The following is a 20,902-nucleotide window of genomic DNA, read 5'->3' as shown; positions in this document are numbered from 1 at the left end:
TCGACCGCTGTAGGTGAGTTCGTTAGTTGTGTGTCGTGACCAATATCATTCGGTCATTCGTTGACAGCCAGAGGATTCTACCACCCTTCGCCACCCTTGTCAAATGGCCCAATCCTGAACCATCAAGGGCCACGCAACAGCACGCAGGAGAGCCGCAACCGCGAAGGACGCGAAGATAGAGTGTTTCGCCACGAATTGCACGAATTGCACCAATGCTTTTGTTGTGCCCCATAGCTGTTGACCACTGCCCGCTGATCCCTGACCCCTGAATCCTCGCCCCTCTTCGTTTGCCTTTATAATTTGGGTTACCACAACGATTGAGAAATTGGGAGAATCTCAGATGTACTCAACTTATATGCAGGAATTAGCCAGCTTTGTGGTAGAAGCAAACGTGGTCGAGACGGTTGCCGGGGTTGATGAGGCAGTCATAGCTGAACTTGAGCAAGCTCGTGGATATCGTTTGCCAGCCTGTTATCGTGCCTTTTTACAAACCTTTGGCAAGACCAATACATGGCGTTGGTTTGATGGCGATTATGCCTCGATCGATCGGTTTGATGAGACGCTTGAAGTCGTGCAAGATTTGATAGCAGAGGGCTTAATCCCTTGGTTAGACGATCGAGCGATTATTCCATTCACTCAACATGCAGGTTATGTTGTCTATTATATTCGGTGTGATGATGGTGATGATCCAGCAGTTTTTTGCGCTATCTCAGGTGATGAAACTACTCCTGCTGAATGCAGCCAGCTTGCGCCAGCGTTTTCGATCTGGCTGCGTAATAGTGCCTTTGACTCAATCGAACGCCGATCGTGGACTGAAGTGAAGCCTATATCAAGTACATTCGGCAGCCTGAGGGAACAGTCGATGAACGAAGCAAATTTTTAATCCAATATATGCAGGAATATAGAAAATTTTATGAGCATTTTAGTGCTCAATGCTATCAAACAGACATACAAAAGCAACACTTAACGAGTCCTTGGGATTTTCTAAGCGCTTGGGTCTGTATCTTTCGGCAAAGCGATCTCTACCAACGGATGCAAACATTGCAAATGCCGATCCCTTTCTGTTGGGTATAGTTAACATCAGAGTAGTGAAGGCCTTAAATCCATTCCGAAAGGGCACGCATGCTTCAAACGTTTCTCAGCGCTGAACTTACCGATCAATATTATCTACTTCAGGCTTGCATTGATTTTGAGACTAGTTTGATCGTCAGTCAAACCCATACTGTACTAAAAACCCTGCTAGCAATTCTTGATCGTCCTTACGCTGCCGCTCCGGAGTTGGGATTAGTTGGCATCGGTTGCGTTATGCTGACGCAAAAGAACTTAACCATTAAGCTTTGTTTTACATATGTTGATTATGATGAATATCAACATCATCAACGGGTTAATTTTGTATTTCATCTCTTGGCAATTATCGGTCAGCAGTTCCCGTTCGCTCAGAATCAGTTTTATGACATACTTAAGTTTTGGCTCGATGCCTATCAAACTGAATACCTTGATGATTAAAAGTTGGGCTACCCTCAATCCAAGTAAAGAGGGCAGCCCAATCAAGCATTTGAACTCAATCAATGATTAATCGTGTTCTCGTAATGGAAAAATTGCTCGCAGCCGTTGATCGCTCAGATATAGGCCACCCCACAGCATGCCGCCAAGAATCAGTGGAAACACCAGCGAAAAGAGCGGGTCGCCTACGCGCACATGGCTGGCAATCGCTCCACCAAAGTAGCCAGTCAGCAGCACCGTTCCTAACACGGCTGTGCGCGGAATGATCGCCAAAACGGTACAAACCAGCAACAAAATCCCTAAACTCAAGGCAATTCCAGCGGGGTAGCCCAGTGCCGCAAACGATTTAGCCACAGGCGCAGGATTAAATAGCTTGAAACTCCCATCAAACAGCAGAAACGCCGCTGCCAACCCCCGCAAAATCCGGCTTGTCCATATAATTGGCTTTGATGGAGCACTCATCACAGTTGCCATCAATCGCATCCTTTCGCTAGAGTAGGGATTTTGAATTTAGGCCTTGATTGTTGATGCTTCGAGCAATTCCAAGGCAGCGCTTTCCAACATATCGAGTGCACTTTGCATGCCCGCTTCCATACCCGAATTAACATGACCATCGCGATGTTCTTGACAGCTATGTTGCACCAGCAGGGTCAAACTTGAGCCACCATCACGGTCGCTAAAAGTTATCGTATTGAGCGCTTCACCATCGGGCATGGCTTCGTAGACTTCGGTACAAACAATCAATTCATTAGGAGTGAGCTGCTGATAAACCCCATGAAAAGCCACCTCAAAGCCCGTTTCCGTCACGGTTACCCAACGCCACATTCCACCAACCTGGAGATCAATATCGGCAATTGTGACCGTGCCATGGCCCGCCGACCACCAACGTTTAACCAACTCTGGAGTCGTCCAAGCACGATACACCAGCTCTTTTGGCACATTAAAATCACGATTAATTTGAATTTGGGTGTCGGTTGGCAGCGTTACGACTGCCGAATGCTTATTTACCAAGGTTGCCATGGTTAATCCTCCTCATGATTCAGTTCTTCGAGCAATTCATCCAAAGCATCAAACCGCTCATTCCACATTTGTTCATAGCGGCGAATCCAGTCGTGAATTGGTTTGAGGGCGCGACCATTCAAGCGATAGTAACGCTGTCGCCCATCATCACGCACCAGTACCAACCCAACTTCACGCAAGACATGAAGTCGTTTGGAAACCTGTGGCTGAGCCAGCCCAAGCTGCTCTACCAGCTCGTTGACTGATAATTCGCCATTCACCAGTAAGTCAAGAATTTGCCGCCGACCAGGTTCTGCGATCGCATTGAAAACATCAGTTGTTGTTGCTGCACGTGCCATATATTTATTATATACCAATATGGGAATATATCAAGAACGAATTTGCTATTTTAGCAACCAATCTCGTAATGTGGCTATCGGCTATGGGCTTTAGGCTAGCGGAATAGGGGTTGAGGTGAACATAGTTGGTAAGCTGGCGGGCTTATGCCATCGCGCTATGGAAGGCAGTCTAATCGCTCAATCATCAGGCTGCCTACGTTTTACAAAAGTCTTTTTCAGCGTGGTTGCCATTGTCACACCAGCATCCACGCAGCGCTCACCTTAATCACTGGGCCAGTCCAGCGGAGAAAATGGGCCGGAAAATTCACGAGTGAAGGCGACCATCGATCCCTCTGCATCGCCCGTGACAGCGATGGTTATGGCAAAAACGGGCCCACACATACCAATTGCCCCATAGTCATACTTGATGGTCGTTGTGGTTACGCTGATTTCCTTCCAGAAGGCGGCACGAGCCTGTTCGCGATACCATGCCAAGATGGTGTCTGCTGCTGCGGAACTTCGATAAGTCGTATGTCGCACCAGCGGCAATTCGCTCGTCGTGATAGTCTGGCTGAGATCACGATAGTCGGGATAGAGCAGCCGCTGGGGGTAGATTGGAAGCGTTTCGGACACCGTTTCACACCCAGCGTATTCAGATTCAGATTCATCCCACGTCGGCGTTGGGGCTGGTACTGCGGAGGGAACCGCTGTTGCGGATGGAATCGTGTCAGCCATGCGGATCGGCGCAGTAGTAACGACCGTAGTTGGCAGGTCGCGCGGCGGTGTCGTGGCGGGCATGGTACATCCACTGAGCAGGATAGCGATCAGGATGATGGGCACGAGCTTTCGCATACAGAAATCCTTTGCGAGTTGATGGTCTCAGAAGGCAGAACGTCCTAGCGAATGACCTAGTTCCAGCACCGGGTTGATCGCAACAATCCCCACCACGCTTCGCCACGATTTTCCAAACAGCTGCCCGAAAATTGCCGATCTGGCCTGTTCTGGTTTAGCAGTAATCCTTACTCACTCTGCGCCGCTACATTAGAGTTCAATTGGCGCAGAGGCCGAAGTTTTTTAGCCACGAAGTGCAGGAAAAAAGAGCTGGCTATTGGCTATCGGAGATTCATAGGAAAACCAATAGCCTGGAGCCTTCAACTAATAGCCTCATATTCTCTGCGCCTCTGCGTTAAAAACTGAACCCCAATCCCCAACAACCAGTCCCCAAATTCTACAATTCAACCGGCAATTGCTCGGCCAAGCGAATGCCAGCAAGGCTCAAGGGGCAACGATAGGCATAAATTTCAACGCCACGGGCAGCGACTGCGGCCAAGCTTTCAGCAAAGGCTGGATCAACGTGGCGGTTGACGGCAACCCGCTGGGCATCGCCACGTTGCACAATAAAAATTACGGCGGTGCGCCGCCCTTGTTCATGCAATTCAGCCAATTCGAGCAAATGCCGTCGCCCACGCACGGTTGGCGCATCCGGAAATAACGCCAAGCCATGCTCAGCATCGCCAACGCTTTTCACCTCGACCAGCCATGGGCACTCACCGCCATGACGTTTGGCCTTGGTGGGTGGAGCCGGAGCTAAACCAAAATCAAAGCGGCTTGCCCCAAGCTTGACTTCACGCTCAACATGGCGATATTCGGCAAACGGCGCTAGGGCTTGCGCTCGCAATGCCGCCTCAACCAAACGATTTGGCAAGCCTGTATCTAATGAAACTAGCTCGTTGGCCTGATACACTCCGGCCACTTGATAGGCAGTTTTGCGGCCTTCAGCTGGTTTGTGGCCGAGCACCAGCTGCGCTGCTGGCACGAGTTTGGTCAACAAACGGCCTCGATCAGCTAAATGTGCCTGAACAATCGCGCCATCGGCCAATTGAGCCAGCACCAAAAAACGATTTGGCCGCTCCAAAAAAGTGGCTTGCACCAGCGGCGCACCACCAACTAAGCCAATTTGAATCGTTGTTTCCACAATCGCCCTTATCGCTAAAAAACGAAGGCCATTATAGCCTTAATCAGCTTGGTACAGCGTGGTACAATGGCTTGCGGTCGTTACTAACCGATAAAAACTGATAAAGGATTGAGGTATGCTGGCAGTTTTGCAGCATTGGTTTTATGTTTTGCGCTCACATTTAGTCATGGGAACTCGCCGGCTCTATCGGCGGCTTGGTGGCAAGGTTAAGCCGCGTACCAACCAAATTACCGAGCAACTCTACCTCGGCGGTTTTTTCGATCTCCACGATTGGCAAATTTTACATGCCCAAGGTGTGCAGGTTGTAGTCAATCTCCAAGCCGAGCGCCAAGATCAGTTTGGCACGCTCGGCAATCAGGGCTACTTATGGCTGCCAACCATGGATCGCCAAGCACCTAGCCCTGAAGCACTACAACAAGGCGTGGTTTTTGTGCAACAAGCCATCCAGGCCGATCATAAAGTGTTGATCCATTGTCACGCTGGCATGAGCCGTTCGGCCACCTTATGTACAGCCGTACTGATTGCCCAAGGCATGGATTTGGAAAGCGCATGGAATTTAGTTAAGGCGCGTCGCCCAATTGTTCACTTGCATCCCTGGCAACGCCGAGCTTTAGAGCAATTTGCCCGCGATTGGGCACAGCAAGGAGCAGAATTATGAGTTTTGCGGGCAAAACCGCCATTATCACCGGAGCATCATCGGGTATTGGCAAGTTGATCGCTGAAGGTTTGGCGCGTGGCGGAGCCAATGTGGTGCTCGCTGCCCGTTCAGCCGAGCAATTAAACGAGCTGGCGGCGGCTATCAACCAAACCGGAGCCAAAGCACTGGCGGTTGCAACCGATGTGAGTGATGCGCAGGCAGTTCAAGCCTTGGTCGAGCAAGCTGTTGCTACGTTTGGTCGGGTCGATTTGCTGATCAATAATGCTGGTTATGGGGTCTTCGATTCGATTGAACAGATCGAATGGAAACATATCGAAGGCATGATCACGGTAAATTATTTTGGGGCAATGCATTGTATTAGGGCGGTTTTGCCTGTTATGCGTAAGCAAAATAGTGGCCATATTGTGAATGTGGCTTCGGTAGCAGGCTTGGTTTCAACCCACAACATGGGCAGTTATTCAGCCTCAAAACATGCCTTGATGGCGGCCTCTGAGGCTTTACAAATTGAATTGCGTGGCACGCCGATCAAATGTTCGTTGGTTTGCCCCGCGCCAATCGCCACGCCATTTTTTGAATCAGCCGACTTTAATAAGATGTCGCGCTTTGCTTCAATCTTTGGCATGCTCAAGCCCCACGATGTCACCGAGATCGTGCTGCATGTGGCGGCCAACCCCACCACCCAGCGGGTTATTCCACGGATTTATCATGTGTTTGGGGTGGCATATCGGATATTTCCAGCCTTCACCCGTTGGTTGGTGAAAATGGTTGGCTAATTTTGAATACTGAGAATGTGCATGATCACGGTTGAACATGTGGCCCAACTCGCCAATCGCCGCGTACTGGTGGTTGGCGATGTTGTGCTCGATGAATATTTGTATGGCAAGCCCGAACGGCTCTCGCGCGAGGCAGCAATTCCGGTTTTAGAATTTGAGCAGCGGCGGATTATCCCTGGTGGTGCGGCCAATCCCGCCGCCAACATTACAGCGCTCGGCAGCAATGCTGGCATCGTGGCGTTAATCGGCGCTGATCAGGCTGGTCAAGAATTAGCCAATGCCTTACATAAACGCAAGGTCAGCACCGCTGGCTTGCTGCGCGATGAGCAACGCCCAACCACCACCAAAACCCGTATTTTGGCCTCGGTGCAATTGACCGTGGCCCAACAAGTCGCGCGGCTCGATAAAATTGATCGGCGGCCGGTTGACCCAGCTTTTGAAGATCAGGCGATCGAATTATTAGGCCAATTAATTCCCCAAGTTGATGCTGTGCTGTGCTCAGATTATCGCGTGGGCTGGCTTAGTGAGCGGCTTATTCAACACATTCAACAATTATGTCAACAATATCAAACCTTGCTGACAGTTGATAGCCAAGGCCGCTTTGAACCCTACGCTGGAGCCGATTTTCTCAAGTGCAATTTGGGCGAGGCTGAGGCTTGGCTTGGCCAGCGTTTAACCAATGATCAGCAGGTTGAACAAGGCTTAGAACGCTTGCGCGATCAGCTCAAATTGGCGGCAGTGGTGATTACCAGAGGCGGGGCAGGCTTTTCGTTGCTTGATCCAGCAGGCATTCATCATATTCCAGCAGTGCCAATTGGCGAAGTTTTTGATGCAACCGGGGCGGGCGATACCTTTATTGCCACCGCAACGCTTAGTTTGTGTGCTGGCCATAGCCCATTAATTGCCGCCCAACTTGCTAATACTGCGGCGGCCTTGGTAGTACGACGAATTGGCGTGGCCACAGTTAGCCCCAACGAACTGCAAAACGCATTAATTCAATTTGGCCAGATTGTATGAGGCTTCGATGAATTCACCATTTACTGATTTAGCCGATTTAGTGGCGCTCCGCCAGCAGTGGCGCGAACAGGGCTTGAGCGTGGTTTTTACCAATGGCGCGTTCGATTTAGTCCATGCTGGCCATGTAACCTACTTGCAAGCAGCCCGAGCCTTGGGTGATCTGTTGATTGTTGGCTTGAATAGCGATGCGTCAGTCCGTGGCTACAAAGGCCCGACCCGCCCAATTGTGCCTGAGTTTCAGCGCGGAATTGTGCTAGCTGGTCTGCGTTCGGTCGATTATGTCACGCTATTTGAATCATTAACCGCTGAGCCATTAGTCAGTGCCTTACGACCTGATGTCTATGTCAAAGGCGGCGATTATGCTCACCCCGAGCAAGCCAGCAACGGCAAAGATTTACCTGAGGCGCGTATTGTTTTAGCCTATGGCGGCAAAGTCGAACTAATTCAGTATCAAACAGGATTATCGACCAGCAATCTGATTGCCAAAATTCGCAGCGAATAAAGCAACTGTTTGATTGAGAAAATGCTGTTTCTGTTTAAAACCACAAAGGACATGCAGCGCCGCATGTCCTCTGGCTAAATCATAGGCTCAATCCTATATTAAATGAGTAGGTGAGGGAACGGAATCCACCGTCAAGCTTATGAACCCACCTTGTTCTCTGTGCTGCGTTATTGCGATTTAACCGCCGACCACACATCGGAGAAGGCCGTCGCATTTTGGCCTTTACGCAACCAATCAAGCCGTTTGCGATCTTCAGCGCTCGGTTTGATCTTGGGATAGACAGCCTTGAGATCGTCGCCGATCAATGGTTCGCCCTTGACGTTGGGAGTCAAAGCACCAGTAAAGTCGGCAACTTTGGCGGCAATTTCTGGCCGATTCATAAAATCAATGAATACTTCGGCAGTATATTGGTTGGGCGTGCCAGCCACAATCGCCATGGTATCTTGCCAAATCACGCCACCCTCTTGCGGAATCACCCACTCGATGTTTTCATTATCGATCATGGCCAAACCCGTGTAATTATTCCACGATTGGGCCAAAACCACTTCGCCCGAAGCCAAATCTTGATAAACATTATCGCTGTTATATTTGGCTAGCAATGGCTTTTGTTCAATCAAAACCTTTTTGGCGGCTTCGAGATCCGCCGCATCGCTGGAATTGCGATCTTTGCCCAAGAACAGCATAGCCGCGCCAATTACCTCGCGCTCGTCGTTGAGCATGCTCACGCGACCTTTGTAGGCGCTCAATTGCGCTGGATCAAACAAAATCGACCAGCTAGTTGGGGCTGGTGAAACTGCGGTTTTATCGTAGGCAATCCCCGTGGTTCCCCAAAGGTATGGTACTGAAAATTCATTGTTTGGGTCGTAATACAAACCCATATTGGCTGGGTCGATATTGGCAATGTTGGGAATATTAGCCAAATCAATTTTGGCCAAATAATTGCCCTCGGCCAACAACGCCACCATATAATCTGAAGGTTGAATCAAATCGTAGCCTGAATTGCCAGCGCGAATTTTGGCGGCCATTTCTTCGTTCGATGAATAGGTATCAACCGTAACCTTGACCCCAAACTCACTCTCAAACAGTTGTGGCACATCTTCGGGAACATACTCGCCCCACGCATAAATTCGCAAGGTTTTGCTCAATTTGCTGCGATCAACCGAGCCAGCATTCGAGCCAGTGGCCGTACCAGCAGGCGCAGTTGTCGGAACAGCGGTTGAGCTGGCTTCGCCACAGGCCACCAACAAACTCAACACCATGAGCACCAGCCCAAAGCGACGTAGTTTCATCAATCAAACTCCTTAAAACACACCAATAGCAATAATTAGCCTTGGCGACGGCGTTGCATCCACAACGAAGTCACAACCAAGGTCGTTGAAGCAAGTAACATCAAACTTGAAATTGCATTAATTTCCGGCGAAATCGATTTCTTGATTCGCCCATAGACCTCGGTCGTCAAGGTGTTGACCCCTGGGCCACGGGTGAAAAAGGTCACTACAAAATCATCAAGCGAGAGGGTGAACGAGAGCAATGCGCCGCCCAAAACCCCAGGCCCAATCAAGGGAAACTTGATCCGCCAAAAAGTTTGCCATGGGGTTGCGCCCAAATCGGCAGCAGCTTCTTCTAAGCGCCGATCAAAATTGGCCAAACTTGTACCAACTACCACCGTCACAAACGAAATATTAAAAGCCACATGCGAGATAATCACCGTCCACAAGCCCATGGCCAAATTTAAGCCGATTAGCGCCTGAAATTGGCGAAAGGCCAAGGTAAAGAACCCTAAGAGCGAGACAGCCATCACCACATCAGGAATAATGACTGGCAGATAAAGTGCCGTATCAAAGGTTTTGCGCCCCCACCAACCACGTTTTTCCAGCGCCAAAGCGGCCAAGGTGCCAATTGTGGTCGCAATCAAGGTCGAAGAGCCAGCAATTTTAAGGCTTGTCCAGAGGGCATCGCCCAAACGGGCATCGGCAAACAACTCGTTATACCATTGCAGCGTGAAGCCCTGCCATTGCGACCCAACTTTGGCCGCGTTGAACGAAAACAACACCAGCACAATAATCGGCACATACAAGAAGGTGTAGACGAAAATCGCATTCAGCGTTAGCGCCCATGTCCCCCAAGGCATGTGCCGTTTGGCCACTGGGCGCGAACGCCCGTGCTTGGTTTCGATGCGCTTATCAGCCAGGATTTTCGCCATCATTCACCTCCCGTGTGGCTTTGAAATAGAGCAAGATTGCGCCCAAGAGTAACAGCATAAAAATCATCGAAATCGCTGAGCCATAGGCCCAATTCGAGGCCGAACCAAATTGCAAACTCAAGGTATTACCAACCATATTCACGCTTGTGCCACCCAAAATATCTGAGACGGCGAAAGTGCCAACCGTTGGCACAAACACCAAAATTGAGCCAGCCGTAATGCCTGGCAAGGTTTGGGGCAAGAGCACCCGCCAAAATGTTTGAAATCGCCCAGCGCCTAAATCGCGGGCCGCCTCAAGTTGCACCCAATCAAAACGTTCGAGCGCCGCATATAAAGGCAAAATCATATACGGCAACTCGCCATAAATTAGCGCCATAATCACCGCACTAGGGCTATTGATAATTTGCAACGGCCCCAGATCAAATTGGCCTAAAAAGCGATTGAGCACGCCATTATTGCCCAGCAGCACTTTCCAGGCGTAAATCCGCACCAGAAAGTTGGTCCAAAAGGGAATCATGACCGCAAGCACCAACACACCACGAATTTTAGGGCTGCGGGTTGCCATAAAAAAGGCCAAGGGATAACTGACCACCAAGGTGATCGCAGTTACCACCAGCGCAATCCAAGTCGAAAGCCAGAGCGTGCGCCAAAACGCACCATCAGCAAACAGCTTTTGATAGTTCGCCAGCGACCAATTCCAGAGCACCGTGCCATCGTCGGCGCGGCCTTGAAATGAATAAATTAAAATGAGCACCAAGGGAGCCAAAAAGAAGAAGCCCAGCCAAATCAGGGCAGGCGAGGCTTGCAACCAGGCACGGCGTTGCTCAGTTCGTGCATTATACATAGTTCCCCCATGGATGTTGTTTGGGTTGACCAAACCAACAAACCTGAGCAGAGTACGATTAATTAACGTTCGAGAATGAGGCTATTTTGAGTGGCCCATGTCACATACACTGGGTCGCCAGCAGTATAATATTGGTTTGGATCAAGCGTCGAAACGGTGTTGGCTTCCCATACATCAAACGGCGAACCATCAGGCAAACGCACAATAATCCGCGTATCAGAGCCAATATAGGCGACGCGCTCAACAATTGCAGCAAATACATTTGTACCTTGGGGCTGTTGGCCTTCAACCAATCGAACTTTCTCAGGCCGGACGGCTAGCACTGCATGATCGCCAGCAGCAACTGGAAACATGCCAGTACCCACCACCCGCACACCGCCGTCAGTCTCCAAAGTTACCGCGCCATTTTCAACCGCCAGTACCGTGCCATCAATAAAATTGCATTCGCCAATAAAATCGGCGACAAAGCGCGTTTTGGGGCGTTCATAAATTTCGGTAGGCTGCCCAACTTGCAGCACCTTGCCCAATTCCATCACCGCAATCCGGTCGCTCATAGTCAAGGCTTCTTCTTGATCGTGGGTGACAAAGATAAAGGTAATGCCCAAGCGCTGCTGAATACTCTTGAGTTCCAATTGCATTTCTTTACGCAGCTTCAAATCAAGCGCCGCTAAGGGTTCGTCGAGCAACAAAACTTCTGGCTCGTTGATCAAGGCGCGGGCTAAGGCAACCCGTTGTTGCTGACCGCCAGAAAGTTGCTTCGGACGACGATCACCAAATGCACCAAGTTGCACCATATCCAAGGCTTGCTTCACTCGCGTAGCAATATCGGCCTTGTTGATGTTTTTCATGTGCAAGCCAAAAGCCACGTTTTCGGCCACCGACATATGGGGAAATAAGGCATAACTCTGAAAAACCGTATTGACATCGCGGCGATTGGCTGGGGTTTCGCCCATCAACACACCTTCAATATAAATGTCGCCACTACTAGGGTTTTCAAAGCCAGCAATCATACGAAGCAATGTGGTTTTACCACAGCCAGAGGGGCCAAGCAGCGAAAAAAATTCACCGTCCGCGATCTTTAACGAAATATCACGAACGGCTACGCTGCCGCGAAATTCTTTGGTTACGTGGTCGAGTTCCACCGCCCAAGTGGGTGTGTTCATTGCAGTGCCTGCCTCCTTAGTGCGCGAACCAACCCGCCTGAATCATGCACGATGCATACCATTTGGATGCTGAATTATACACTGTTTTTGTACTATTCTAGATGTAGGGTAGCTAGGCAAAGCCATCAGACCATCCGCCGCAGTGTTAGTGCAACAATTGATCCACGAAGAACACGAAGGACACGAATGTTGGGTTGTGAGTTCGATCTGCATTGGATTTGAAAACAATTCAAACAATGGCAATCTTCGCGTTCTTCGTGCGCTTCGCGGTTAACATGTTCATCCCTCATAATTCATCCTTCATACTTTCTTCTCTCTGCGCCTCTGCGTTAAATGTTTTTGCTTTCTGACTTTTGACTTTTGACTTTAACTCGGAATTGCCCGTATAATCGCGACTGCAATTTACAAGTTTGTTTGTGGTGCGTTGCTGTCCCGGATGACACATACGCGCAATGGGGGAAGCCAGTCTAAGTCTGGCGCTGTCCCGCAACGGTAGGAAGCCCACGCTTCAAGCCCGATAACCCGCCACAAACTCATCGACACTCCAACATTTCCCTCGCGGATCAGGGAAGGAGTTGCTAGACCCTGCTGGGTTTAGCGCCTCTTTTCCTCTTTGGCATGAGCCGAAGAGGTTTTTTCTTGGCTGTTTGCATGCTGGTGTGTCGTCCAACGGAGCCAGCATGAGCGATGCCCCACTGACGATGCGAGCCTATGGCCGCCATTTATTTATTTGTACTGGTGATCAATGTAATGGCGACGCTGACGGCGCGGCCTTAGCCCAACATGCGCTTGAGCAACTCGGCGATCGGCGCAAATTACGCAATCCCGAACGGGTCAAATGCTCTACGGTCAGTTGTTTGGGTGTTTGCCAACGCGGCCCGATTGCGGTGGTTTATCCCGAAGGCATTTGGTATCAGCAGCTTGATCACGATTTAGTTGAACAAATTGTGCAAGAGCATTTGATCAATGGCGAGCCAGTTGAGGCAGCGATTTTCCATCGGCTGTATCCAGCGGGCCAAGAGCCAGAATATGCCCCAGCAGTGCGCGGCGATCAAGCATTTAATCCAATTGAATTACAACCCGATGATGCGGTTGAGCAATTGGAACCAATCGTCGTTGCTGGCACGCAACTGCATTCAACCGAAGAAAAACAGCGCTATCGCGAACAAGTACGCAAATTGCGCAAAGGCAAAAAAGGCCTTGTGATCGTCAATACCGGTAATGGCAAGGGCAAAACGTCAGCGGCATTGGGTGTCATGACTAGGGCGTGGGGTCGCGATCTCAAGGTTAAAGTCATTCAATTTCTCAAACACGAAAATGCCAAGTTTGGCGAATCGCGGGCGGCTGCCAAGATGGAAATTGAGTTTGGTGGCACTGGCGATGGCTTCACGTGGACCTCGAAAGATCTTGATGCGACCAAAGCCAAAGCCTTACATGGCTGGGAATTGGCTAAAACCGCGATTAGCTCGAATCAATATCAGATTGTCATTCTCGATGAATTTACCTATGTGATGGCTTTTGGTTGGCTCGATGTCAACGAGGTTGTGGCTTGGTTGGCGGCCAACAAGCCTGAATTATTGCATGTGATTATTACAGGCCGCGATGCACCTGCTGCCCTGATCGAACACGCCGACCTTGTAACCGAGATGCGCGAAATTAAACACCCGTTTACGACTCAAGGCATTCGTGCCCAGATCGGGATTGACTTCTGATGACTGAACGTTTGCAACGCAATATGGTCGAGCGCATCGATGGACGCATGGTCAACGCTGGTTATAAACGCGGCATGTTGTTTATCTGCGCTCATGGCTGCTGCTGTGGGATTACTGAGCGTGGTTTTGCCCCAGTTTGGCCGGAAATTCACCAGCATGAATGGGAAAGCCGCAAGCTGCGCAATATTGTGCATCTGAATATGGGCGGTTGTTTGGGTCCATGTCCCTTGGCGAATGTGGCCATGTTGATGTTTGATGGCCAGCCGATTTGGTTTCATTCGCTCAACCAACCAGAGTTGGTGGTAGCGCTCTACGACTACATCGAAGCCATGATTCAGGCCGATCAGGTGCTGCCTGCGCCAGCCAATCTTAAGCCCCATGTCTTTAATGGCTTTAAATGGGATGGCCAAGCACCCGCCGCAATCAGCCCAGCGCCAGCGTTACCAGCCAGCCAGCCCAGCCTTGGCAATGGCATCATATTTTTGACCCAAGCGGATACCGACATCCTGTTAATTGAGCAAGCGCGTCGCCAATTGCCCAGCGATTTTGCCAATGTGCAAACCGCCAACGTGGGCGAGGCCGAAGATCAAACTGCGCTTGATGGCTTATTTGATCACTTGTTGCCCCAAGCGGAAATTGTGGTTGTGCGTTTGATTACGGGCAGTCGAGGCTTTGAGCATGGCATCGAGCGCTTGCAGCAATGGACACAACAAACCAATGGCTTTGTGCTGTATTTGCCTGGCTTTGAGGCGCTTGACCCTGAGTTGATGGCGCTCTCGAATGTTGGCGTGCCGCTGGCGCACTTAATCAGCAGCTATTTTATGCAGGGCGGCTTGGAAAATGTCGTCAATGCCTTGGCCTGTTTGAGCGACCACTTATTGCTCACCGGTTGGGGCTACGACGCGCCACAGGAATTACCCCGCCATGGCATCTACACGCCAGCGTTAAATCGCTGCGAAGGCTGTGCCACTGCCCAATGCCAAACCAGTGCGCAAGCCGATAAGCCAACCGTGGGCGTGCTGTTTTATCGGGCGCACATGCTGAGCGGGAACACCGATTTTGTTGATGCAATTTGTCAGGCGATCGCAGCTCAGGGCATGCAACCACGGGCGGTCTATACCCACTCGCTCAAGGAAGGCGGCAGCAACAATCTGCCCGCCGCCTTGGAATGTTTGCAAGCCGATGGGCCAATTGATGCCTTGATTTGCAGTTTGTCGTTTGCTTTGGGCAATGTTAATACCGAAGGCCCAACCCTCGCTGGCGCGGAAATCGATATGCTACAACAACTGAATGTGCCGATTATCCAAGCGATTGCGAGTGGCCGCTCACGTGAGCAATGGCAACGAGCAGGTCGTGGATTAAGCTCGTTGGATACAGCGATCAATGTGGCGATTCCTGAATTTGATGGCCGAATTATCACCGTGCCAATCTCGTTCAAGGAGCAAGACCCCAATTCTGGCGGCGTGCGCTATATGCCAGATCTTGAGCGGGTTGAGCGAGTGGTCGGCATTACGCGGCGCTTAGTCAATTTGCGCCACAAACCCAACGCTGAAAAACGCATAGCTTTTGTGTTTACCAACAGCAGCGCCAAAGCCTCGCGGGTTGGCAATGCGGTCGGCTTGGATGCGCCTGCTTCATTATTAACCCTACTCCACGCCATGCAAGCCGAGGGCTATCAGGTTGGCAAATTGCCCGCTAGCAGCGATCAACTCTTGTTCGATTTGATCGATCGTTGTTCGTATGACGAAACCTGGCTGACTGAGCAACAATTAGCTCAGGCGGTGCATGTACCAGTCGATCAATATCAACAATGGTTTGCTGAATTGCCCGCCAATTTGCAAGCCAGCATGATCAAACAATGGGGCGAAGCGCCTGGCACGGCCTACCTGACCGAGCAAGGGCTAGCCTTGGCGGGCTTAGAGTTTGGCAACATCTTTGTGGCTTTGCAGCCGCCGCGTGGCTATGGCATGGACCCAAATGCAATTTACCATATGCCCGATTTGCCGCCGCCCCACAGCTATTATGCGCTCTACCGCTGGCTACGCGATGGTTGGCAGGCCGATACGCTGGTGCATATGGGCAAACATGGCACGCTGGAATGGCTGCCGGGCAAGAGCGTTGGCCTCAGCCGCGAGTGCTTCCCCGATGCTTTAATTGGCGATTTGCCTGTAATTTATCCGTTTATCATCAATGATCCAGGCGAGGGCAATCAGGCCAAACGCCGTAGCCATGCCGTGATCATCGACCATATGACTCCGCCGATGACCAGTGCTGGAGCCTATGGCCAGTTGGCCGAATTGGCGCAGTTGGTCAATGAATATTATCAAGTTGAGCAACTCGACCCCAATAAATTGCCCTTGTTGCAGCGCCAAATTTGGAACTTGCTGCAAACCAGCAATCTCAGCGACGATTTGCAATTTATTCTCAAGGCCAACCACGGCGACCACACCCACGATTGGGATGGCTCGTTCCTCGAAGATGGCACGCCCACAGCCTTTGCCGAGATGGAAGGCCGTCAAGTCGCCCACTTGCTGGAAGATATTGAAGGCTATTTGTGCGAACTAACCGGAGCGCAAATTCGCGATGGCTTGCACATTTTAGGAACCTTGGCCGAAGGCGACCAACTGCCAGAATTGCTGTTTCACCTGACCAAACTACCCAACCTTGATGTGCCCAGTTTACCAGTGGCAGTAGGCAAACTCTACGGCTTGGATTGGAATAATTTGCAAGCCAATTTGGGCGAGCGCTTAGCTCAGCCGTTGCAATTGACCGACCAAACGCTTTACAGCAATGGCGATGTGGCGGCTTGGATCGAACAACATTGCAAAACAATTTTACATACCTTGGAGTTGCAAGCTTGGCAAGTTAGCGCAATTCCGGCGGCGTTGCAAGCGAGTTTATTGCCTAGCGCAGCAGCTTGGGATCAAACGGTCGTCGCGCCCTTGGAATTTATCTGCACCCAACTTATCCCTAACTTGCATGAAAGTGCGCGAGCTGAAATTGCCAGCCTGCTGCATAGCTTGAATGGTGGCTATATTCCGGCGGGGCCAAGTGGAGCGCCAACTCGCGGTATGGCTCATGTGCTGCCAACAGGCCGCAATTTCTATGCTGTCGATCCGCGTTCGTTGCCTAGTGCGGCGGCGTGGCAAGTTGGCCAGCATTTGGCCGATGATCTGATTCGGCGCTATCAACGGGAAGAAGGCAGCTACCCGCGCAGCGTTGGCATTAGCATTTGGGGCACTAGCGCCATGCGCACCTACGGCGATGATATTGCCCAAGTGCTGGCCTTATTGGGCGTGCGGCCAGTGTGGCAAGCTGAAAACCGCCGCATCACGGGCGTTGAAGTAATTCCCTTGGCCGAGCTTGGCCGCCCACGGATTAATGTGGTTTGTCGAATTAGCGGCTTCTTCCGCGATGCCTTCCCACATTTGGTCAGTTTGCTTGACCAAGCCGCCCAAACCGTGATTGAACTTGATGAACCACTTGATCAGAATTTTGCTCGTCAGCAGGCCTTTGCGGCCACTGAGCAGCTAATTAAAAACGGCTTAGCGCCCGAAATTGCCCAACAACAAGCGCGTTATCGGGTTTGGGGCTGCAAGCCAGGCAGTTATGGCGCAGGCATTTTGCCCTTGATTGATAGCCAAAATTGGCAAGATGACGCAGATTTTGCCCGAGCCTACATCGCTTGGGGTGGTTATGCCTACACCAGCGACGACTATGGGATTGAGGCTGCCGATGCCTTTGGCACAGCTTTGAGTGAAGTTCAAGTTGCCACCAAAAATCAAGATAATCGCGAACACGATATTTTTGATAGCGACGACTATATGCAATATCACGGCGGCATGATCGCTACGATTCGCGCCTTGACTGGACGCAACCCACGCCGCTACTTTGGCGATTCGAGCAACCCACAGCGCCCGCAAACCCGCGATTTGCGCGAAGAAGCGCGACGGGTATTTCGTAGTCGGGTGGTTAATCCCAAATGGATCGAAAGCATGCGCCGCCATGGCTACAAGGGCGCATTGGAGCTAGCTGCCACCGTCGATTATCTGTTTGGCTACGATGCCACGGCTCAAGTTGTTGATGATTGGATGTATCACTCGATTGCTGAGCACTATTTGCGCGATGAAGAGATGCAACAATTTTTTGCCGATAGCAACCCGTGGGCTTGGCAAGCGATTGCTGAACGCCTACTCGAAGCGATTGATCGCGATTTATGGCACGACCCTGAACAACACGATATCGATCTGCTCAAAGCCGCCCAATCGTTGGGTTTGAGCAATTTGCAACAACGAGGCCAGCTATGAACAACAACGATTGGTATCGCTATTTTGCGCCGCGCCAAGTTGCCACATTGAGCGCCGAACGCCAACACGCCGATTATGCTGCCGCCCAGCACGACCTTGATTTTGTGTTGGCTCAGATTAGCATTGGCTCAAAGGCGAGTATTTTGGAAATTGGTTGTGGCTGGGGGCGACATAGCGTGGTCTTGGCTGAACGTGGTTTTGCGCAAGTGCTGAGCATCGACATTGCACCCGAATTGCTGCAAGCGGCCCAAGCCTTTGCCCAGCAACGTGACCAAACCTGCCAATTTCGCCAACAAGATTTTATTGAACTTCGCGAGCAGCCGTTCGATGCAATTTTCTCGTTGTATGACCGCAGTTGTTGTGGCTACCCCAGCGAAGCGGCTGATGCCCAGAGTTTGCAGCATTTAGCCAATTTGCTGCAACCCAATGGCTGGCTGATTTTTGGCATCAACGATTGGCCGTTTGCCCTGCCCGAAGCTAGCCAACGCTGGGCTGAAACTGAACAAGGTTTGGAGTTGTACGAGGTGATTCCGGATCGCCGCGCCATGACCTGCACCGATCGCTTGACGGTGCTCAATGCAGGTCAACGCACCAGCTATGAATTGATGCGCCGTCATTATTATTTGCCCGAATTGCAACGTTTGCTGGGTAATGCAGGCTTAAGGTTGGTCAGCGCCTGGCATCGCTTGGATATCCAACGACCATATGGTGATGGTAGTAATGGTTTATTTATCGTTGCTCAGCGAGCAAGCAATGGCTAAACGAGTGCTGGGTGGCTTATTGGCATTGGCCTGCGATGCGCTCTTGCCCGAATTGCCCAACCAGTTGCATCCAGTGGTGTGGATGGGCAAGTGGATCAAGCGGGGCGAGCAGTTCGCGCCAAGCAACGAGGCTGATCGTTTGGTTTGGGGCGCAATTTGGCTCGGCGCGGGCATGGGCTTGAGCGCAGGTTTAGCTGCCCGAATTCCCAAACATCCATTGGCGCAAGCCTTGGCTGCCCAAAGTTTGCTGGCCTATCGGGCGCTTGATCGAGCGGTTGGTGAGGTGCAAACCGCATTGGTAGCCGATGATTTGGCCGAAGCACGACGTTTGTTGAGCTGGCATTTGGTCAGCCGCGATACGGCGGAGCTAAGCCCAAGCGAGGTTGCCGCCGCCGCAATTGAATCGCTGGCCGAAAATCTCTCAGATAGCGTGATTGCCCCGTTGTTTTGGTATTTGGCGGCAGGCTTGCCAGGCTTGGCGGCCTATCGTATGAGCAATACCTTCGATGCGATGTGGGGCTATCGAAATCAACGCTTTGAATATCTTGGCAAAGTCGCCGCCCGTTGCGATGATGCACTTAATTTAGTTCCCGCACGTTTGACCGCTGGCCTGCTTTGGCTGGTTGCCCATGGCCAACGCCAACGAACATGGCAGGTAGTTTGGCGTGATCATGGCAAAACAGCCTCGCCCAATGCTGGTTGGCCAATGGCGGCCATGGCTGGGGCGTTAGATACTCAGTTGATCAAAATTGGGCATTATGCCCTTGGCGATGGCTTAACCCAGCCCGACCCAGCCTTGATGCAAACTGCTCGCCAGCTCGCCCGCCGCGTGATGTTTCTGGTTGTGGTGGGCTTGGCGATGGGCGCTTGGGGAGCAGAACAGGTCAACGCAGAGGCGCAGAGATTTAAGGCTATTGGCTGAAGGCTATTGACTATAGACGATTGATTGCAAATTCCAATAATTGTTCCGATAGCCTATAGCCCATAGCCTCGACCCTTCGTGCCCTTCGTGTCCTTCGTGGATCAATAGCTCTCTCTTTCATCCTTCTATAAAATGGGGTTCAATTCACATGACCAAGGTTCGATTTAGCCGATTTTTGAGCGTTTTCTTGTTGTTGGGCAGCCTTGTAGCTTGTGACGCTGCCGAAAATGGCGTGACCCAATTACCAGCGACAACTGTGCCGCCAACCGCCACAACTGATAGTGCTGCCGTAGCACCAACCGCCGAATTGACTCCAACTGAAACTAGTAGCATCAGCTATCCTTTGACGATCAAGGATAGCCTCGGGCGCGAAGTAACTCTACAAGCAGCACCCAGCCGGATCGTCTCGTTAGCGCCATCGAATACCGAAATTCTGTTTGCGGTTGGCGCGGGCGATGCGTTGGTCGGCGTGACCAAATATTGCAATTATCCCGAAGCAGCCAAAAGCATCGATCAAATTGGCGGCTTCTCGGCCAAAACGATTAGCCTTGAAACCATCGTTGCGCTCAAGCCCGATGTTGTGTTTTCGGGCGATGAAAGCCAACAAATCGTGATCGATGCCCTCACCCAAGCCAATATTCCGGTGATCGCGATCAAAGCTGAAACCTTCGAGGCGGTCTATCAAAACATCAATTTGATTGGTCAAGCGACGAATCATCCAACTGAGGCGGCCCAAGTTGTGGCCGAGATGCAAGCCCGCATCGATGCAGTAACCGCCAAAACCAGCACGCTGGCGGCTGCCGATAAATTAAGCGTGTTCTATGAAGTTTATGATGAGCCATTGATGACCGCTGGCCCGCAAACCTTTATCGGCCAAATGCTTGAACTCGCTGGCGCAACCAATATTTTTGCCGATGTGAGCGAAGAGTATCCCGAAATCAGCGCCGAAGAAGTGGTCAATCGGCAGCCAGCGGTGATCATCGGGCCTGAATCGCATGGCGATAAACTGACGATTGATCTGATCGCCCAACGCCCAGGCTGGGGTGCAATCAAGGCAGTCAAGGAGGGCAAGATCGTCGTTTTGAATGGTGATATGCTTTCGCGGCCAGGCCCACGCTTGGCCGATGCCTTAGAAGCACTGAGCCAAGCCTTGTATCCAGAATTGTTTAACTAAGCCTGATTGAGCTTAATCAGCGTTTGCCAAGCAGCGTCAGCAATGGCGCTG

At 51.1% G+C, this 20,902-nt stretch carries 20 protein-coding genes and 1 riboswitch; of the genes, 11 read left to right on the top strand and 9 right to left on the bottom strand.

Annotated elements, in window-relative coordinates; genetic code table 11:
* Nucleotides 1-325 precede the first annotated feature (325 nt).
* Together DEF47_RS16730 and DEF47_RS16725 are read left to right on the top strand one after the other, a co-directional pair.
* Entirely contained in the window at nucleotides 326-883 is a 558-nt protein-coding gene (locus DEF47_RS16730; protein WP_287045245.1) for an SMI1/KNR4 family protein, read from the top strand.
* 239 nt (nucleotides 884-1,122) lie between these two features.
* Nucleotides 1,123-1,506: a hypothetical protein gene (locus DEF47_RS16725; protein WP_012188629.1), complete on the top strand. Its 384-nt coding sequence runs from the start codon at nucleotides 1,123-1,125 to the stop codon at nucleotides 1,504-1,506.
* Nucleotides 1,507-1,572: 66 nt separating this feature from the next.
* Here the strand turns inward: DEF47_RS16725 and DEF47_RS16720 are convergent, their stop codons facing one another.
* The 5 genes from DEF47_RS16720 to sfsA form a co-directional block, all read right to left on the bottom strand.
* A complete protein-coding gene (locus DEF47_RS16720) occupies nucleotides 1,573-1,977 on the bottom strand; it encodes a DoxX family protein (RefSeq protein ID WP_012188628.1) in 405 nt (134 codons plus the stop codon).
* A gap of 36 nt (nucleotides 1,978-2,013) precedes the next feature.
* The gene (locus tag DEF47_RS16715; protein ID WP_012188627.1) at nucleotides 2,014-2,523 is read right to left on the bottom strand and encodes an SRPBCC family protein; all 510 of its coding nucleotides are present in this window, start codon (nucleotides 2,521-2,523) and stop codon (nucleotides 2,014-2,016) included.
* A gap of 2 nt (nucleotides 2,524-2,525) precedes the next feature.
* Complete coding sequence (locus DEF47_RS16710) at nucleotides 2,526-2,861, bottom strand: ArsR/SmtB family transcription factor (protein WP_012188626.1); 336 nt, start codon at nucleotides 2,859-2,861, stop codon at nucleotides 2,526-2,528.
* Between the two features lie 261 nt (nucleotides 2,862-3,122).
* The gene (locus DEF47_RS16705) at nucleotides 3,123-3,692 is read right to left on the bottom strand and encodes a hypothetical protein (RefSeq protein WP_012188625.1); all 570 of its coding nucleotides are present in this window, start codon (nucleotides 3,690-3,692) and stop codon (nucleotides 3,123-3,125) included.
* 376 nt (nucleotides 3,693-4,068) lie between these two features.
* Nucleotides 4,069-4,815 (bottom strand): DNA/RNA nuclease SfsA, encoded by a 747-nt coding sequence (gene sfsA / locus DEF47_RS16700; protein WP_012188624.1) that lies wholly within the window; start codon nucleotides 4,813-4,815, stop codon nucleotides 4,069-4,071.
* A 115-nt stretch (nucleotides 4,816-4,930) separates the two neighbouring features.
* Here sfsA and DEF47_RS16695 point away from each other — a divergent pair, with 115 nt between their 5' ends.
* The 4 genes from DEF47_RS16695 to DEF47_RS16680 are packed head-to-tail and all read left to right on the top strand — an operon-like array spanning nucleotide 4,931 to nucleotide 7,765.
* Entirely contained in the window at nucleotides 4,931-5,473 is a 543-nt protein-coding gene (locus tag DEF47_RS16695) for a protein-tyrosine phosphatase family protein (protein WP_012188623.1), read from the top strand.
* Nucleotides 5,470-6,246, top strand: a complete 777-nt coding sequence (locus DEF47_RS16690) for an SDR family NAD(P)-dependent oxidoreductase (RefSeq protein WP_012188622.1) — start codon at nucleotides 5,470-5,472, stop codon at nucleotides 6,244-6,246. Before DEF47_RS16695 ends, DEF47_RS16690 begins: the two co-directional genes overlap by 4 nt.
* Nucleotides 6,247-6,267: 21 nt before the next feature.
* Entirely contained in the window at nucleotides 6,268-7,263 is a 996-nt protein-coding gene (locus DEF47_RS16685; protein ID WP_287045244.1) for a bifunctional heptose 7-phosphate kinase/heptose 1-phosphate adenyltransferase, read from the top strand.
* A 7-nt stretch (nucleotides 7,264-7,270) separates the two neighbouring features.
* Complete coding sequence (locus DEF47_RS16680; protein WP_012188620.1) at nucleotides 7,271-7,765, top strand: adenylyltransferase/cytidyltransferase family protein; 495 nt, start codon at nucleotides 7,271-7,273, stop codon at nucleotides 7,763-7,765.
* Nucleotides 7,766-7,932: 167 nt separating this feature from the next.
* Here the strand turns inward: DEF47_RS16680 and DEF47_RS16675 are convergent, their stop codons facing one another.
* The 4 genes from DEF47_RS16675 to DEF47_RS16660 form a co-directional block, all read right to left on the bottom strand.
* The gene (locus tag DEF47_RS16675) at nucleotides 7,933-9,054 is read right to left on the bottom strand and encodes a polyamine ABC transporter substrate-binding protein (protein WP_012188619.1); all 1,122 of its coding nucleotides are present in this window, start codon (nucleotides 9,052-9,054) and stop codon (nucleotides 7,933-7,935) included.
* Between the two features lie 35 nt (nucleotides 9,055-9,089).
* Nucleotides 9,090-9,971: an ABC transporter permease gene (locus tag DEF47_RS16670; protein ID WP_012188618.1), complete on the bottom strand. Its 882-nt coding sequence runs from the start codon at nucleotides 9,969-9,971 to the stop codon at nucleotides 9,090-9,092.
* Nucleotides 9,949-10,812, bottom strand: coding sequence for an ABC transporter permease (locus DEF47_RS16665; RefSeq protein ID WP_012188617.1), 864 nt, complete (start codon nucleotides 10,810-10,812; stop codon nucleotides 9,949-9,951). Before DEF47_RS16665 ends, DEF47_RS16670 begins: the two co-directional genes overlap by 23 nt.
* A 62-nt stretch (nucleotides 10,813-10,874) precedes the next feature.
* Complete coding sequence (locus DEF47_RS16660) at nucleotides 10,875-11,975, bottom strand: ABC transporter ATP-binding protein (protein WP_012188616.1); 1,101 nt, start codon at nucleotides 11,973-11,975, stop codon at nucleotides 10,875-10,877.
* Between the two features lie 400 nt (nucleotides 11,976-12,375).
* Nucleotides 12,376-12,519: riboswitch (cobalamin riboswitch) on the top strand.
* A gap of 136 nt (nucleotides 12,520-12,655) precedes the next feature.
* On the opposite strand from DEF47_RS16660, the gene cobO reads away from it, so the two are divergent.
* The 5 genes from cobO (at nucleotide 12,656) to DEF47_RS16635 (ending at nucleotide 20,851) form a co-directional block, all read left to right on the top strand.
* A complete protein-coding gene (cobO, locus tag DEF47_RS16655) occupies nucleotides 12,656-13,687 on the top strand; it encodes a cob(I)yrinic acid a,c-diamide adenosyltransferase (protein ID WP_012188615.1) in 1,032 nt (343 codons plus the stop codon).
* Nucleotides 13,687-17,994: a cobaltochelatase subunit CobN gene (gene cobN, locus DEF47_RS16650; RefSeq protein ID WP_012188614.1), complete on the top strand. Its 4,308-nt coding sequence runs from the start codon at nucleotides 13,687-13,689 to the stop codon at nucleotides 17,992-17,994. The genes cobO and cobN overlap by 1 nt, the downstream gene beginning before the upstream one ends.
* Nucleotides 17,991-18,755, top strand: coding sequence for a class I SAM-dependent methyltransferase (locus DEF47_RS16645; RefSeq protein ID WP_012188613.1), 765 nt, complete (start codon nucleotides 17,991-17,993; stop codon nucleotides 18,753-18,755). The genes cobN and DEF47_RS16645 overlap by 4 nt, the downstream gene beginning before the upstream one ends.
* Nucleotides 18,715-19,677 (top strand): adenosylcobinamide-phosphate synthase CbiB, encoded by a 963-nt coding sequence (gene cbiB / locus DEF47_RS16640; RefSeq protein ID WP_287045241.1) that lies wholly within the window; start codon nucleotides 18,715-18,717, stop codon nucleotides 19,675-19,677. The genes DEF47_RS16645 and cbiB overlap by 41 nt, the downstream gene beginning before the upstream one ends.
* Before the next feature lie 148 nt (nucleotides 19,678-19,825).
* Complete coding sequence (locus tag DEF47_RS16635) at nucleotides 19,826-20,851, top strand: ABC transporter substrate-binding protein (RefSeq protein WP_012188611.1); 1,026 nt, start codon at nucleotides 19,826-19,828, stop codon at nucleotides 20,849-20,851.
* The last annotated feature ends 51 nt before the right edge of the window (nucleotides 20,852-20,902 follow it).

Source organism: Herpetosiphon sp. (assembly GCF_003512625.1).
Taxonomy (GTDB): Bacteria; Chloroflexota; Chloroflexia; order Chloroflexales; family Herpetosiphonaceae; genus Herpetosiphon; species Herpetosiphon aurantiacus.
The sequence above is the reverse complement of the archived record's forward strand: the minus strand, read 5'-3'. Positions and strand labels throughout refer to the sequence as shown.